The sequence below is a fragment of the Metallosphaera cuprina Ar-4 genome, assembly GCF_000204925.1.
Lineage (GTDB): Archaea > Thermoproteota > Thermoprotei_A > Sulfolobales > Sulfolobaceae > Metallosphaera > Metallosphaera cuprina.
On record NC_015435.1, the window covers coordinates 890,120 to 905,227 of the forward strand.

Annotated in this window: 12 protein-coding genes and 1 pseudogene; 9 read left to right on the plus strand and 4 right to left on the minus strand. The window is 43.5% G+C overall.

The annotated features are described in order from the left end of the window. Positions 1–248 precede the first annotated feature (248 nt). Together MCUP_RS04860 and MCUP_RS10075 are read left to right on the plus strand one after the other, a co-directional pair. Positions 249–1,358 (plus strand): MFS transporter, encoded by a 1,110-nt coding sequence (locus MCUP_RS04860; RefSeq protein ID WP_013737578.1) that lies wholly within the window; start codon positions 249–251, stop codon positions 1,356–1,358. A 203-nt stretch (positions 1,359–1,561) separates the two neighbouring features. Beyond that, positions 1,562–1,699, plus strand: a complete 138-nt coding sequence (locus MCUP_RS10075) for a hypothetical protein (RefSeq protein WP_013737579.1) — start codon at positions 1,562–1,564, stop codon at positions 1,697–1,699. A 465-nt stretch (positions 1,700–2,164) separates the two neighbouring features. Here MCUP_RS10075 and MCUP_RS04865 read toward each other — a convergent pair whose 3' ends face one another. Genes MCUP_RS04865 through MCUP_RS04880 form a run of 4 tightly spaced genes read right to left on the minus strand, consistent with a single transcriptional unit; the run spans position 2,165 to position 7,234 of the window. Beyond that, entirely contained in the window at positions 2,165–2,533 is a 369-nt protein-coding gene (locus MCUP_RS04865; RefSeq protein ID WP_048057493.1) for a DUF302 domain-containing protein, read from the minus strand. Between the two features lie 40 nt (positions 2,534–2,573). After that, entirely contained in the window at positions 2,574–3,581 is a 1,008-nt protein-coding gene (locus MCUP_RS04870; protein ID WP_013737581.1) for a tellurite resistance/C4-dicarboxylate transporter family protein, read from the minus strand. A gap of 53 nt (positions 3,582–3,634) precedes the next feature. Further along, on the minus strand, positions 3,635–5,674 hold the full coding sequence (locus tag MCUP_RS04875) for a xanthine dehydrogenase family protein molybdopterin-binding subunit (RefSeq protein ID WP_013737582.1): 2,040 nt from the start codon (positions 5,672–5,674) through the stop codon (positions 3,635–3,637). A gap of 48 nt (positions 5,675–5,722) precedes the next feature. Beyond that, positions 5,723–7,234 carry an amino acid permease gene (locus MCUP_RS04880; protein WP_048057494.1) on the minus strand — a complete coding sequence of 504 codons (1,512 nt, stop codon included), beginning with the start codon at positions 7,232–7,234 and terminating at the stop codon, positions 5,723–5,725. Between the two features lie 82 nt (positions 7,235–7,316). Between MCUP_RS04880 and MCUP_RS04885 the strand changes: the two genes are divergently transcribed. From MCUP_RS04885 to MCUP_RS10230, 7 genes and pseudogenes are all read left to right on the plus strand, one after another. After that, a complete protein-coding gene (locus tag MCUP_RS04885; protein ID WP_013737585.1) occupies positions 7,317–8,294 on the plus strand; it encodes a winged helix-turn-helix transcriptional regulator in 978 nt (325 codons plus the stop codon). 614 nt (positions 8,295–8,908) lie between these two features. Beyond that, a complete protein-coding gene (locus MCUP_RS10005; protein ID WP_158305257.1) occupies positions 8,909–9,082 on the plus strand; it encodes a hypothetical protein in 174 nt (57 codons plus the stop codon). Positions 9,083–9,735: 653 nt separating this feature from the next. Further along, a complete protein-coding gene (locus MCUP_RS04895; RefSeq protein ID WP_013737588.1) occupies positions 9,736–10,716 on the plus strand; it encodes a GH12 family glycosyl hydrolase domain-containing protein in 981 nt (326 codons plus the stop codon). 133 nt (positions 10,717–10,849) lie between these two features. After that, complete coding sequence (locus MCUP_RS04900) at positions 10,850–12,541, plus strand: MFS transporter (RefSeq protein ID WP_048057495.1); 1,692 nt, start codon at positions 10,850–10,852, stop codon at positions 12,539–12,541. 121 nt (positions 12,542–12,662) lie between these two features. Next, positions 12,663–13,373, plus strand: a complete 711-nt coding sequence (locus MCUP_RS04905) for an ABC transporter ATP-binding protein (protein WP_013737590.1) — start codon at positions 12,663–12,665, stop codon at positions 13,371–13,373. Further along, positions 13,363–14,709: a hypothetical protein gene (locus MCUP_RS04910; protein WP_013737591.1), complete on the plus strand. Its 1,347-nt coding sequence runs from the start codon at positions 13,363–13,365 to the stop codon at positions 14,707–14,709. Before MCUP_RS04905 ends, MCUP_RS04910 begins: the two co-directional genes overlap by 11 nt. A gap of 157 nt (positions 14,710–14,866) precedes the next feature. Continuing rightward, a pseudogene (locus tag MCUP_RS10230) lies at positions 14,867–14,980 on the plus strand (MBL fold metallo-hydrolase); the annotation flags it as partial. Positions 14,981–15,108 lie beyond the last annotated feature (128 nt).

Consider the following 15,108-nt stretch of genomic DNA (forward strand, 5'->3'; position numbering starts at 1 on the left):
GCTAAGCGCGTTACTTCTCCTCTTTAAAGGGATTGTATTCAAAAGTACGTTTAGCTATCGCTTTTTTTTGAGTTAGAAATTCTATTCCTAATAAATAGGAAATAGATTTATAATGAAACCTTGAAGTGGTATGAGGCCTAACGATGAGGTTTGAGTCGAACCAAATCAGACTATTTGAGAACTTAAGACCTTAAACTATTGAAAACTTAATCTTTAGTTTTTTAACGGAAATGAGTTTTCTCTAATTCATGAGAAGAGAGCTTTACATCGTAATCGGTTTCGTAACTATGTGTTTCAACTCTCTTTATCAATATTCCTGGAACGCGTTAGAGCCTTTACTTAAGAATGGCTTTAACGTATCTGTAGTCCAGGTAGCACTAGGTTTCTCTCTTTTTAGCATTTTGTCATCCCTTTTCCAACCCGTCGGGGGCCATTACGCTGATAGGAGAGGACCTATGGAGATCGGGATACTAGCGTCTATCCTCTCATCATTAGGTTTCTTAGGAACCTACGTCTCTCCAAATATCGTCTACTTCTACGTTTTCTGGTCGATCGGGAGCATCGGAGAAGGGATACTCTACGGGATAGCAGCTAACTTAGCGATCAAGTGGTTCTCGGACAGGATGGGTTTCGCCACTGGTTTGGTTTCCATGGGCTTCGGGATAGGATCTGTTATAGCTAATCCGCTCATCGTTTTAGTTAACAACTTTAGGATAGTCACGCTCGTCATTGGGCTTACCGAAATCGTGGTTCTCACTACCCTGATGGCGTTTGTTAAATATCCTAAGTCAGGCTCAGGGAGACCTCCAGGCCAAGTTATACTAACGCTTAGGTTCTGGTTGATCTACCTGTCTTTCGTTGGGGCCGTTGTGCCGTTGACAACTATATCATCTCAACTCTCTCTACTAGGTAGGAACCTGCCTCAAGGAGAGCTTGTAACGCTCATCTCCCTGTTCCCGCTACTTAGTGGAGGCCTAAGACCAGCGTTTGGCAGGTTCGCAGACAAGATGGGAATATTAAAGACCACCTTACTTCTGAACACTTTACTCCTCATAGGATCGGTTACCGTCTCTTTAGGTCAACTCGTTGTGGCGACCGTGCTCATCGGATTTGCAGGCGGATCAATGATTACTTTGTACTTTAACGTGGCGGGAGAGGTTTTCGGAACTAGGTTCTCTACCGTCAATAGTGGTATCCTCTATACTGGAAAGGCGATAGGTGGGGTGTTGGGCAGTTTAGTCTTCACCTACCTCTATGTTATTAACGCGACGCTCTCCGACGCGTTCTTGTTAATGACCAGTCTGCTCGGAGTCTTGGCTCTTTTGCCGGTGCTGAGAGGAAAGCGGGTTGTCTCTTGAGCTTCCACGCTATGAGGTCTTTAAGGACTGAAGAAAACAGCTAAGGAAAGAGAGATCCCAGTCGATTTCTTAATTTTCGTAGTTTATCTAAATTACGGGCGCCATTCTTAAATAATATCTTATATTTCTAAGATGATAATGGTATGCTTATATCCAGGCACTAATTTTTTAAACTTTTCAGTCTAAGACAATATTGTGAGACTATGTTAAATCTGACCAAAAGGAACAAATTAGACTATGACATGGCAAAGATGCCTGAGGAGTTCCTAAAGTTAGAGTACCCTTACTATTACTCCTCAGTGAAGAGGAAGTATAACGACCCAATGCTTTACTTTTCATGAATTTATTGTCCTTTTTGGAAAGCGATTTAGGATTTGGAAAATTTTATCTTAGGACACGAAAGATAGGGTTTCCGAACTGGTAGGATGTCCTTTATTGATCGGGAGATTCCCTTCTACTTTAGAAAACGAAGAAGGCACTTCTCATTAGGCTTAAATCGAGCTCCTCACTTATCGAGGCCTGAGTAAAGATCTTGGTACGAAAGTAGAGATCTTGGTACGAAAGAACGGTCGTTAGCGACGTCGCTAACGTCTTTACTTTTTATATTAAATCGTAGTCTAAGTCGAACCTAGATATGACTCTTTAATTAGCTACAGATCAAAGCCGGCAACTAGCCGTGTGTCCAGCCTATCCTCAGTTTAGAAGGTTGAAAAGTCTGCGAAGTACCCACACCGTTTCTTACCTAATCAAGGAACTTTACTTGAACTAGTTTCAATCAAAAAGAGTAATAGTATTATAAAGCATTTTTAATTTAGATTTGTGATCTTTTCCATAAACTCGTCCATCCTTTTTAACACTTCCAAGTTCCTCATTCCGAACTCGCTTGCTAATTCAGAAGGTCTCTTATAACCAACGTATGTTTTCCCTGAACTAGTCCAGATCACAATCCTCAGAGGCAACTCGTAAGCGATCTCCCTTCTCTCTTGCATGAGCAACGTACCAACCTTAGGGTTACCAAAGATGATAACCTTAGTTGGATCTAGCCTCATTCCGACCTTCTTAGCGTTCTCAGCGTGATCTATTTCCGCGAATATCTCTGCCCCAAGGTCAATTATCCTCTTCTTTATCTCAGATTCTAGCTCATCCATCGAGCTAGAGAACTCCTTCACGATCATAAGGGAGGATAAGAAACAAAGGTAATAATTTTTTCTCTGCTTACCTAATTTTTAAGGTCACGTTACGTACAAACCCCAAAAATTGATACACCCAAACCGCTATCGTTACGTAATAGAAGACCGTAGCTATCAAAGAAATTCCTGGGATCTCGCTCACCTTCCCTAAGAAGTAAGTACCCAAGTCGTATACCGCAATGGGGAATACGGCGCTCCAGAATTGAAAGTCATATCTGAGTAGTGAAATTTTCCTGATGATATGTTTCCAGAAGAAGGAAAGAAAAAGCAGCGGCATCCACCACGTGCCGTAGGCCCATATCAACAGTCCTGTTCCCAATAGGAAATCCTTCAAGTAAGGAAAGCTCGACGAGTGAAGAAAGAGGAGCGAAGAGGATAGCGCAGCCAGCGCAGGAAAGCCACCGTTTATCCAGTAAGCCGGTATAACGTCTTCAGGTCTAACATGAGTCAGGAAGAGTCTGATTGCTATAAAAACGATGATAATTAGGTAAACTACCCAACCTATGAGGTAAGTTATGAGTCCGGCATAGACGAGCCCTTGAAACCTGGAAGAGAGGTCCGTGGACAACACGGAGAGAGTTAGCGTTGAAACGGGAATGAGCAACCACTGCCCGTTAACGTCTCTGAATCCAGGCTTATCTTGTCTGATCATAAGTATGAATAAGAATAGATATTGAAAGGAAATCCAGAACACCAGGCTTGTCCCCCAAAGGAGTAGTGCCACTAACGGTTTGTTAAGAATCAAGATCATATCGTCTCCTATCACATCCGTTCCTGCAACGAAAGTAAGGAAGCCCAATCCCCTGTTGAAATCTAAGAGATCTACTTTCAATTTATCTGAATATTTCAACAGCCTCAACAGTGTGAAACAGACTAGAACAGAGTAGATGAGTAGGTTTAACCACGTGAAAACGTAGGAAAGTATCTCCTGTTCGAACACCTTAAACAGTATTGATAGAACGCCAGTTGCCATAACCATTCCGAAGTAAGAAGGAGAGAGAACTGAGATCTCGTAAAGGATTTTCCTCAGCATAAGAACTGTTCTATGGATTTATGAAAAATCTTTTCTTAGAGTGCGGACACTATTTAAGGGAGAGCGTAAGGGGTACCGCTCAATTTCTTCCCTAGTGCCTTTTCCAAAGCTATGAAGACTGCAGGTAAGGCGCCAGTTGTCCCTGCCTCCCCTACCCCTCTAGCTCCACTCAAAGTTTGTGAAGGAGTGCTCACGTATTCTGTAAAGACTCTCCTCACTGCCTCAACTGCGGTAGGCACTCCGTTGTCTGCAATTGAGCTAAATAACGGATTACCCAAATCATCGTATGGGGCCCTCTCGAAGAGGACCTGGGACGCTCCCTGAAGTATACCACCTATCAGTTGTCCCTCGACTTCCGACTCTATTATGGGTCTCCCCACGTCATCTATGGCGTAATACTCCAGGACCTTAGCCTGTCCGGTTTCCTTATCGACGTCAAGGACAGCTATGTGAACTCCCGGCGTGTAGAGATCAGGCGACTTGGAGAAAACCTCAGCCTCAAAGGTCTCGTCAGAGTTGATCGCCTGCTCTACAGTCAAGCCCTTAGACCTTATCTTCTCAAGCACCAACCTTGCAGCCTCTATTACGGCCGAACCGCCAGCTGCCGCAGATCTGCTCCCGAAACTTCCTATTCCTTCCTTAATGAGCAACGTGTTGTTAACTTCGATCCTTATCACTTCAGGGTTAACCCCCAGGACTTCACTAGCTAACACTGCGAAAGTTGTCTTGTGGGCCTGTCCGTGAGGTCCGCTTCCAACAGCAACGTAAACCTCTCCCTTTCCTACCCTCACTTTAGCCCCCTCTCCGGGGGAGCTCCTCACCACCTCAGTGAAGGCTATGAAGGAGATGGGCTTCCCTTTGTGTCTCTCCTTCATGGAGTAGTAAACCTTCTCAGCCCTCTCAAACAACTCCTTATACCCAGCCCTATCTATCCTCACTCCCAGAGGCGTCACGAATTCGCCATCTATGAAGTTCCTCTTTCTTGTCTCAACGGGACTCACGTTCAGCCTCTCCGCTAGGTCCTCGATTAACGTCTCAGTTATTAGGGCGGCCTCAGGTCTCCCGGCCCCCCTATAAGGTCCCGTCGGCGGTTTGTTAGTGTATACCCCAAGGGCTCTAATTTTAGCGAACCTCATTCTGTACGGACCGTTTAGGAGGGAACTTATGAAGCTCGGAGTTGAAGTGTTTAAGGTGAACGCGTAAGCTCCCAAATCCACCGCTATCGTCCCTTCCAAACCTAAGATGGTCCCATCCGATTTAGCGTGAAGTCTCACCTTAGAGTAAACTCCTCTACCTTGTGTAGGGTTGGTCAAATGTTCCCTCCTGGTCTCTATCCACTTCACAGGCCTTCCTAATTTAATCGATGCGAGGGATGCCAGAACGTACTCAGCGTAAGCCGAAACCTTGTTTCCAAAACCTCCCCCTACATTAGGTGGTGAATAGACCACTATCCTCTCTGGAGGTATCCCTAAGGCCTCCTGGAGGTCAGATCTAACTCTAAATGCAGATTGGAAGGAACCTATAACGGTGAGGACGTTGCCGTCATAGTTCGCTATCACTCCCTTGGGTTCCATAGGATGTTGAACTACTCTATCCTGGGTCAGTTCCCTCTCAACCGTCACATCCGAGTTAACAAGTTGATCTAGGTCTCCCCCTGAGAGGTTTAGATCAATCGCTATGTTACCTTTCTCATGAATCTTGATCTCCTCTTTGATCGAGTCAAGGATAGAGATCACAGGTTTCTCTTGAGAGTAGTCCACACCAACCTCATCGATGACGTCCTCAACCTCATATCTGTCCTTCACCACGAAGGCGATCACAGGTTGACCAACAAAGTTTACCTTACCGTCGCTGAGCACAGGCATCTTAACTACGTTCTTGCTTCTGGGGTCTGGTCTCACCGGCATGTAAGTTGAAACGGTCCTCCAATCTAGAAAGGTAAGGACTCTGTCACTCCTTGAGACGTCTAGAACTTTAGCTCGGGCGAACGGAGACCTCACTACTCCCAAAAAAACTGTTCCTGGGAGCTCCAGGTCATCTATGTACTTTCCTGTTCCCTTTACCTCATCTAAATGCTCTCTTATTCTCATCATAACGATAGACTTAGAGTTAACAATAAAAAGCATATCTCGAACAAGTTTCTAGTCTGGAGGTATCTCTTGAAATACATCATTCAATCTTATGCCCTCTCTTCTCCTCAGCCAGCTAGCTACGAAGTATATTATGACTCCTGATCCTACTAGGGAGATCAAATATCCGGTTCCTATCGGGTTGATCCCTCCTGAGGAGATCACCCCAAAGAAGGGGTTCGTCACGGACTCATAAGCTAGAAACGCCATGAAAGCTGAGGAGAGGACCGACGTAATGAGAAGACCCGTGTTCCTCTCTTCCCTACCTACCTTAACTCCTGTTAACCCTACCAGGAAAAGGTAGATCGCCGCTAGAGGGGTGTAAGCGTAGAGTGACTCGGCCCCGTTAACCGATATCAGAGGGATGGTAAGGAAGATTAAGGTCAGAACTAAGTCTAACACGTGGGCTAAGTAGGGTGAGGAGGCCCTGTTTAATTTCGCGAAGAAGCTGGGGAAAACCCTGTCGAAGGAGAAGGCAAAGACGTATCTTGAGAACACCACCACACCGAACGCTATAACGAAAAAGTTCCAAGCAATCAATCCCATCCCTAATACCCACTGAACTATAGGAGGGGATACAGCTATCGAAGCCGTCCAGAAGTTATAAACGAAAGTTGGGTACAACGACGCGTTGAAGGTGTACCCCCCTATCGCGTCCATAACGAAGAATGGTACAGTTATCATCATAGCGGTTAAAACGCTGGCAAAGAGGAGGTTCAACTTTATCGAACCTTTTGCCTCAGACGCCACTGCAGGTCCAGCATAGAGCCATATGTAGGCGAAGGAGGCGAAGTAGGGTATCATGTAGATCGTGGAGGGGAGGCTGAAAACGGGTCCTCGATAGGACGACTCGTTGATTCCCTCTCTCGTGATGAAGTCGTTTATTGCTGAGTGAAAGGTGCCTGCGATTCCAGAGTGTATCAACATTATTACACCCAAAGCTAAGGAGGCTGAGGAGAAGATTCCTAACCAAGTCGTTAACGAGTAACCGAATCTGGGCTTCACGATGTTAATACCAATTATTATTATGAAGGCCAGGGCGGACAGTCCGTATATTAAGAGTTCCTGCGTTAAGGTTAACCTGCCGTACGGGTTTACGAAAACGTTATTGCTGAGGTTGACAAGTGAGGGAACGTTATCTAAAACCCCTATCTCAGAGAGAACCGAGTTTATTGCACTTACCGAGAAGAAAGCTGATAGAGCGAAGAAGGGAGGCATGTTGAACGCTATCGCTATTCCCATTACGCTCCCTAGACCTCCGTGAAGTTTCCTAGAGAGCCAGATGTAATCTCCCCCTGTCCTCGGCATCCTCATCATGAGGGCTGTATACACCCCAACGAGAGGGAGAGAAACAAGGAAAGTCAGGAGTGAGGCCACCCATAAGTTGGCTCCAGGCAAAATGTAAGGGGAGATCCCCTGAAAGACCGCCAATCCGGCCCCCATGTTCGCCACGTTAAGCATGATCAGGTCCTTCAACGTTGCGTGTTTCACTAAACCAGAGGATTGCCTAAGGAACTTGGACATGAGAGAAACTACTATGATTAAATCTGATAAATCTATAACATTTAAACAAGTTATGCAATAGCTCATGAGTGAGGCGGCAAAAATGGCTGAACCAAGGATCGAAAGCGTCTCGCTCAGGGCTGAGGAAGTGGGGGAGAAAGTGAAGGATAAGGCGGAAAGGGTCTTAAGCTCTTACAACGTTAAGGTCAGGGAAGAAGGATACGACGCCATTATGATAATAGGAACGGACAGTTACCTTTTACACATACTTCAGAACATGAGGACTGAGGCGCCTATATTTCACGTCAGTCCTCCTAGTTATAACACCTTTTACTCCTCAGTAGATTGGGAGGAATTAGATCTTGGAGTAAGAAAAATATCTAGGGGAGAGTATCACGTGGATCACTTCACAAGGCTTAAGGTAGCCCTAGACAGGGAAATCTACTCCTTAAACGAAGTTGCAATATTCCCATCGAGGAGCGCGACTTTGATGGAGTACTCGCTTTACGTCGACGATGAGATGCTCTGGAAGGATAGGGCGGACGGAGTTATAGTCTCCACCCCTGCGGGTTCAACCGCTTACGCTTTCTCCGCAGGAGGTCCCATGGTCATAAGGGGAGCTAAGGTCTTCATTGCTGTCCCGGTTAACTCGCTCAATCCAATGAGAAGGAGCCTTGTGATCTCCGACGACTCAAAACTGGTTATAGAGCCGTCAAGCGTTACCTCAATAGAGGCGGTAATCGACGGGATATCTAGGATAAAGGTTAAAAATAGGATATTGATAGAGAAGGGGACCCCAGCTCCCTTCATTAGGTTGTTTAAGAAGTTAGGAGAGAACATAGAGAGGAAGGCAAAGCTTTCAATAGAGCAGGGCATACCACCGAGCGCTAAGTTCGTGTTGAAGATGCTTCAGATATACGGAGAGGCCTCGATTAAGGAACTGCTTGAGAGGACTGGATTACCTGAGAGAACCATTAGGTACGCCTTATCTGTACTTGTGAAGGAAGGTATCGTGAAGAGAGTGACTAATCCGAGGAATCTACAGCAAAGGATTTACAAAGTCGCAGAAAAAGCTAAATAAGTTCGTACTCTACGTTATAGTTCGCGTGCTAAAAACCAGAGAGAAATGGTAAATAGAGTTCGTTGATTTCAAAATCAATGGATGATAACTAAAATTCACGGACCATCAAATTCGTTCTATTCAACTAGTAACGACTTAAATTAATGAACTAACATGTCTGAGATTTGAGGTAAAAACTACAGTATAGTTAATACAAGGTTGGAGGACAAGTCGAATCTAGATTTAATTTCTAATAGAGACGCTCAATGATAGCTAGGTCAGATCTAAAATAATTTTTATATTTTTAAATAGTTTGATGGAAGGTGATTCTACATAAAGAGCGTCATCTTCGTTCCTTTTTTATCATGTTAAAATTAGATAAATTTAACAAGATCGGAAGGTCTAGTTTATTAATAAAACTTTGGCGCAATACAGTTAGACTTTTCCCTAAAATGTGTTCAGGTCTGATCGATGATGAATTTAGATTAAGTTAATATAGAAAAGTCAATTGGAATAGTTATGGCCGATAAAGTATAGAAAATGATTAGTTGATCTTCTATGAAAAGGAACTAAAGCAACTATTATACGAAATAATATTAATAAATCATATTGATAAAATAGCAAAGGAGTTAGAGATGATGTCCAGGATGATTAAGATTAACGGCGTCCTATTTAATGGGGTTATCGTAATTATAATCTCGCTAGTCCTACTTGATGTGTTTAAGGGAGCGGTAAGTCTAACCTTGGTAGGTATGTTTATAGGAATTATGTTAGGGATACTAATGTCCATATTATTATGGATTATATAAATACTATAAATCGAATAAAATTCTAGATTTTGTTATGAATAGATCGGAAGGTTCGATTAGCTTCAGTAACGAATTACATTTTTGAGCGCAAAGCTTCACCAAGTCAACGGAGAGGAACACGTGCTTTAGAGTGAGCTTATTGGTCATCCGATCTCTATAACGTGAAGCGTGAGGTGATCAGAACTTTCAATTAGAGCTATTGCATCAATCAGGATCTTACGGGACGGCGATCTTCAACCTATTGGGTTACACAGTAGATTATCGACGGTTATTTGGACTTCTATAAAGGGTTTACAACTAATTAATTTATTGGAAAACGTTCTGGATGCTAAACAAAACACGTTTTAGTTTAACACGTTTTAGTTTAAAATCTTTCCAATTAATTATGAACAGTTATTCTGCGTCAATAAATGAGAAATTATCATAAAAACAAGGACTATAATATATCATTATCTAAATGAGCAACGAAAAATATATCTATATATTAATATATCCTCATGAACCTCCGAGATAGAGGTAAATAAGAATTAAGTTTATTATGAAATCCCAAAAAATTTTGAACACTTTCAATCCAAATAAGCTTCAGTGATGATCTTTGTTTTTCCCTCCAAAGTATGCAAAATCCTTATATTAGACTAATTGTATTTTAAGTAATGAAACTAAAGATAGTGTTCGCAATAGCGATAATTATCATAGTCCTAGTCTCTTTCTCTGCGTATTGGTATTCTAGAACATCTCATAATGAAGTAAACGTTGCTTATACGAAACCAACTGATGAGGTTAAACTGTTTCCGACTCAATCAAGGGGATTCTCGTTAATAGGTAGTTACCTGAGTGACAGTAGGTACGGTATGGCTCAACTTTACGGCCAAAGCTCTTCATTGATGGCATCTCCGTTCCTTTGGAACGTGAAGGAGGGAGAGGGTCAGGTAACAATGAACTTCTCAAACTACTTGAAAGTTGTAATCAACATGAGCAAGGTTAATAAGATAACTCCTTCAATTCCAGTTGACGGATATCCTGGGTTAATGTACGGTAGAGAGATGTGGTTCCCATTTGTTGCTCAAACTGAAACTTACAGGCTGAACTTACCTGAGATCGTAAATGATTTACCCTCATTTTACTCCATATTGAACTACTCGATCTTCGTTAACGAAGGAACAGTTGATGACTTCTCCTACGACATATGGCTGAGTCAGAACCCTAATATCACTTACCTGAAGTATGGAGACTTTGAGGTTATGATTTGGTTATATTGGCACGAGAACTTCTCTTCAGACAAGTACATGATCTACACGGGAGAGATGACCATACCTGTGGAGGTGAACGGAACCTTCGAACCAATGAACTTCTCAGTGTACGTTTTACCCAGGACGGGTTCCGCGGACGGATGGACCGGCGTTTACTTACTTGCCCCTAGGAACCTGCAGGGAAGCGTTGGAGTCCCGATAGCGTATGTTCTAAACAATATGAGTCCTTACCTCAGCAAGGTAAAGATAAACATCTATAACACTTCGAAGTACTACTTAGACGCCATTCAGGTAGGTATGGAGTTTAACGACATTTCAGGTACCGCTGACTTAGGATATTCTCTCTATTCTTGGACTTTAACGTTTGGCAACGCGACTGCCTGATTTTTAAGCCTAGGGCGTTCCAAGATTAGACTCTTCTAACTCTTGCTCTATAATGAAAGATAGTTCTAAGCTTAAACCTTAAGAAAGAAATCCTAAAGAAATTTTAAAATATGATGATTAGACATCTAATTGTATGGTTCAATACAAATGGGTCGCTTTATCCAACACAAGCTTGGGAGTATTTATGGGTTTCATGAACTCTAACATCGTCTTAATATCACTTCCTGCAATCTTTAGGGGAATTGGGATAAATCCCTTCAACTCATTTCAATACCTTCTCTGGATACTCTTTGGTTACAGCATAGTTTCAGCTGTCTTAGTTGTTAACCTGGGAAGGATATCTGACATATTTGGGAGAGTGAGGATGTACAATTTAGGCTTCCTGATATTTACGATAGCTTCAATACTCCTTTACTTAACTCCTGGGAAAGGAGACGTTGCTGCCTTACAACTGGTAATATATAGAGTGATACAGGCTATAGGAGGAGCCTTCCTTATGGCCAATAGCGCTGCCATACTTTCAGAGGCCTTCCCTCCAAGACAAAGGGGGTTTGCCTTGGGACTGAACGGGGTTATAGGTATCTTCGGAGGAGTGGCTGGAATAATAATCGGTGGAATATTAGCGTCGATCTATTGGAGGGACGTGTTCTTAGTTAACGTTCCTATAGGTATATTAGGGACGATATGGTCAATGAAGTCGTTAAAGCAGCTCTCCAAACCTGATAGGAACCAAAGGATAGACCTACCAGGCAACGTAATTTTCGCCTTATCTTTAATCCTGATCCTAATAGGAATAACGTATGGAATCTTACCTTACGGTAATCAAGTTACCGGGTGGTCTAACCCTTACGTGATATCTTCGATCGTAGCTGGGCTAGCTCTGTTGGGAGGTTTCCTATTCATTGAGACCAAGGTTCCAGACCCGATGTTCAGACTTGAACTGTTCAAGATAAGGGCTTTCAGCATGGCCTCCTTCTCAATAATTTTAGCTCAATTAGCGTTAGGAGGTTTGCAACTGATGTTAGTTCTGTTACTTCAGGCAATTTGGCTTCCCCTTCACGGTTACAGCTACGCCGTAACTCCGTTCTGGGCAGGGATCTATTTGCTTCCTCTCTTAGCTGGGTTCGGAGTGATGGGTTCGATAGCCGGTAAGCTCTCAGACAGGTATGGGGCCAGGACCCTCTCCACTATTGGCCTAGTGATATTAGGTATAGGTCTTCTTTTCTTAACTACGTTAAGTTACAATTTCAACTACGTGGAGTTCGCAACGATCATATTTTTAATGGGTGTGGGAAACGGTCTGTTCGTATCCCCCAACAACGCCGCCCTAATGAACGCGGCGCCTCCAAAACATAGGGGCTCAGCCTCAGGGATAAGGGCTATGTTCACCAACGTGGGAAGTACTCTCAGCATAGGAGTGTTCTTCACAATAGTTATTGAAGTCCTTTACCTACTGCTACCCTCAACGTTTTCCTCAGCCTTAACCTCACTGGGTGCCTCACAGTTAGCCCCTTACATGGAAAAGATACCTCCTACGGCGGCAATATTTGCGGCTTTCCTTGGGTACAACCCAGTAAGCGCTATAATATCTCAACTTCCCGCTAATGTAGCGGGATCTATTCCCCCCTCTGTGATCAATGTCGTAACCTCTAACACCTGGTTCCCCTCAGTCATAGCCCCCTCATTCATGCAAGCCTTGAGGATCGCCTTTCTATCCGCTGCCATCCTTTCCTTTGCCGCAGCCATCACTTCAGCTTTAAGAGGTAAGATGGTTGTTTATGAGGAGAGGATGACTGAGGTTAAGGAACAGAAGAGAACAAACTAAAGATCTTAGCTATCATAAAATTTTTAAACATTACATTTTATTCAATATTAGGCTTCACTCTCTGCTCTGAATTTAAACTATATTTAGAAAAATTTTTTAGATAATAGGTCCTATTTAACTTATGGATTGCATAAAGCTTAGCAACGTCTTTAAGAGGTTCGGTAGCGTAACTGCATTGAACGGAATATCGTTTGAGGTCCCATATAACGGGAGATACGCTCTGCTAGGACCTAACGGTGCAGGTAAGTCAACTACGATGAAGATCCTCGCCGGACTGATTCAGCCCGACGACGGAAGGGTAGAGGTGAAGGGCCTCAAACCTGGAAGTAAGGAGGTTAAGAGGATATTAGCTTACCTCCCTGAGGATCCGGTTCCCTATAGGATACTTACAGTGAGGGAGAACCTGGAGTATTTCGCAGCGTTAAGAGGAATCCCTAACCCTAAGGAGAGGGCGGAAGAGATGATTAGTCTCTTAAACATGACCGAGTTTGAAAGGGTGCAAGCTGGGAAGTTGTCTAGAGGCAACCAACAGAGGTTATCTCTGGCTCTCGTTCTACTTCACAACCCTGAGATTCTCCTGTTGGACGAGCCCTTAAACTACCTTGATATTCCGACGCAGGAGAGAGTGATTGACATCTTAAAGGGCTTGAACTCTACTTTCCTCGTTTCAACTCACATCATGTCCATAGCCTTGAGGCTGACTGATCACGTGATAGTCATATCTAGAGGTAAGGTCGTCTGGACTGGAAGCATAACGGAACTCAGATCTTTGGGAAGGGAAGACGAGCCTATAGAGAGCGTAGTTTCTAGGATGATGACGAATGCTGGTTAAACTCCTGAAGGTAATCATCCTATCCAGGTTCCCTAAGTCCACCATCCTTGTAATTTTAGCCTTGGATGCCGTTATGATACTTATAAGCTTTCCGGGAAGGAACTTCTCACCCGTCATTTCACCTGAATTTTCGCTGCTCTCTACGCTATACATAACGTTCCTAGTCGCGATCTCACCCTTCAACTCTAGGTTTAACCTAATAACTAAGTCGGACTCGGATTTCCTAGTTATGATTCCGGTCGATGACAGGGAGTTGATAACTTCTCTGGTTCTAGGCTACTTTTTCGTGAGTATGTTGTTTTCAGCGGTTTTCGTAGCTTGGTTCGTATACGCCTTGGGCTTATCAGGCCTGATCATACTTCCCCTGTTGGCTCTAACCATATCCTCCATGTCTGGGGCCGTTTATAACTTAAGCCTTAAGGCTAAGGTGGGCGTCAGTCTCAGTCTGACCGCTTGGTTCCTCTCATCGCTTGCCAAGTTTCCCTTGAGTCCTCTCTCTATGTTCTTTGGGTTCAAATTAGGCTACGTGTTTTTTTCTGCCCTCGCTATCACCTTGCTAGCGCTGGCCCTAAAGAGGTTCAACTATACTACTTTCTCCACTTTATCTTACACTCCTCCAGGTAAAGATGAGGTTAAAAACGAGTTCACGTTCAACTCTAGAAATCCGTTCATTCTCATGTTAGGGAGGAACTTAAGGATATTCGAGTTGGGCGGAAGGATGAACCTTTTCGGGAGTTACACCTACATCTCCAGGAGGATAGAGTGGTGGAAGATTCTAAGCGTTATGATTGGTGTAGCGGCAGTTATAGCACTCTTAGATCTGTTGGGAGTTAGAGCCTTCCTACTAGACTTTTACGTTGTTATCGGATTGTGGATATTTACGATCTCGTACGCAAACTCCGCCTTCATCTCTGAACCCATTTGGCTCGACATGAACGTGATGAACCCTTTGGAGTTCGCTAGATATTACGTTATAAGCAAGGCGCTATCGGTTCTCCTCATGCTCCTTCCTATCTCCCTTATCTTCCTTATCGTAGGAAAGGTTGGAGTCTTCCTTTCGTTATTCCTCGAACTTCCGCTAAGCTCAATAACGATCATGTCGCTGTACTCTAGGTTCTATCAAGTTAACTTTCAAAATCCTATGACTTTTAGCCCGAGTAGATTCCTCGTCGGTTTCATTACGGTAATACCATTAACTGGAATTATAGTCCTGACACTTCTTCCTCTGCCTGTGGTGATGATCGGGGTTACAGCTTTTGAACTCCTGATATCGGTGCCTTTCCTTCTTTCGCGAGGATATTGGGAGAGGGTAATAGAGAAAATAATGACGAGCTGACTAACGAATTCAAACTACACCCTACAATGTTAGTCCTGAGCGATAGGCTTTCCTCAACTAACTTTTCTCAGTTGAAGGGAGTTATCCGCCTTGATTTAATCTTGTTTAACGTGGATAACTCTGATCTAGCACTTCAACTCATCAGACTTAAGAGTGTAAGGTAGATCACGTTATCTTAAGTCATGGACATGGAGATCATATAGGCGGTCTCGAAAACAAGAAGTGCGATGAGTTGAAAGGGAATTTACATCCCGAATCGAGAGGAGGTTAGAGAAAAGGACGGGAAAACTTAGGGGCATAAGTCAGTTAGTTTGAAGGGAGGCCTCAGCCTCTAACTGAGGTCAAGCTTGAGTTCGTGAGAGGTGTTACGTTTAGTGGAAAGAAGGTTTCAGTATCCTA

Coding starts and splice junctions, on each gene's coding strand:
- MCUP_RS04860 (WP_013737578.1), top strand. CDS start 249: ATGAGAAGAGAGCTTTACATCGTAATCGGTTTCGTAACTATGTGTTTC.
- MCUP_RS10075 (WP_013737579.1), top strand. CDS start 1,562: ATGTTAAATCTGACCAAAAGGAACAAATTAGACTATGACATGGCAAAG.
- MCUP_RS04865 (WP_048057493.1), bottom strand. CDS start 2,533: ATGATCGTGAAGGAGTTCTCTAGCTCGATGGATGAGCTAGAATCTGAG.
- MCUP_RS04870 (WP_013737581.1), bottom strand. CDS start 3,581: ATGCTGAGGAAAATCCTTTACGAGATCTCAGTTCTCTCTCCTTCTTAC.
- MCUP_RS04875 (WP_013737582.1), bottom strand. CDS start 5,674: ATGATGAGAATAAGAGAGCATTTAGATGAGGTAAAGGGAACAGGAAAG.
- MCUP_RS04880 (WP_048057494.1), bottom strand. CDS start 7,234: ATGTCCAAGTTCCTTAGGCAATCCTCTGGTTTAGTGAAACACGCAACG.
- MCUP_RS04885 (WP_013737585.1), top strand. CDS start 7,317: ATGGCTGAACCAAGGATCGAAAGCGTCTCGCTCAGGGCTGAGGAAGTG.
- MCUP_RS10005 (WP_158305257.1), top strand. CDS start 8,909: ATGATGTCCAGGATGATTAAGATTAACGGCGTCCTATTTAATGGGGTT.
- MCUP_RS04895 (WP_013737588.1), top strand. CDS start 9,736: ATGAAACTAAAGATAGTGTTCGCAATAGCGATAATTATCATAGTCCTA.
- MCUP_RS04900 (WP_048057495.1), top strand. CDS start 10,850: ATGGTTCAATACAAATGGGTCGCTTTATCCAACACAAGCTTGGGAGTA.
- MCUP_RS04905 (WP_013737590.1), top strand. CDS start 12,663: ATGGATTGCATAAAGCTTAGCAACGTCTTTAAGAGGTTCGGTAGCGTA.
- MCUP_RS04910 (WP_013737591.1), top strand. CDS start 13,363: ATGCTGGTTAAACTCCTGAAGGTAATCATCCTATCCAGGTTCCCTAAG.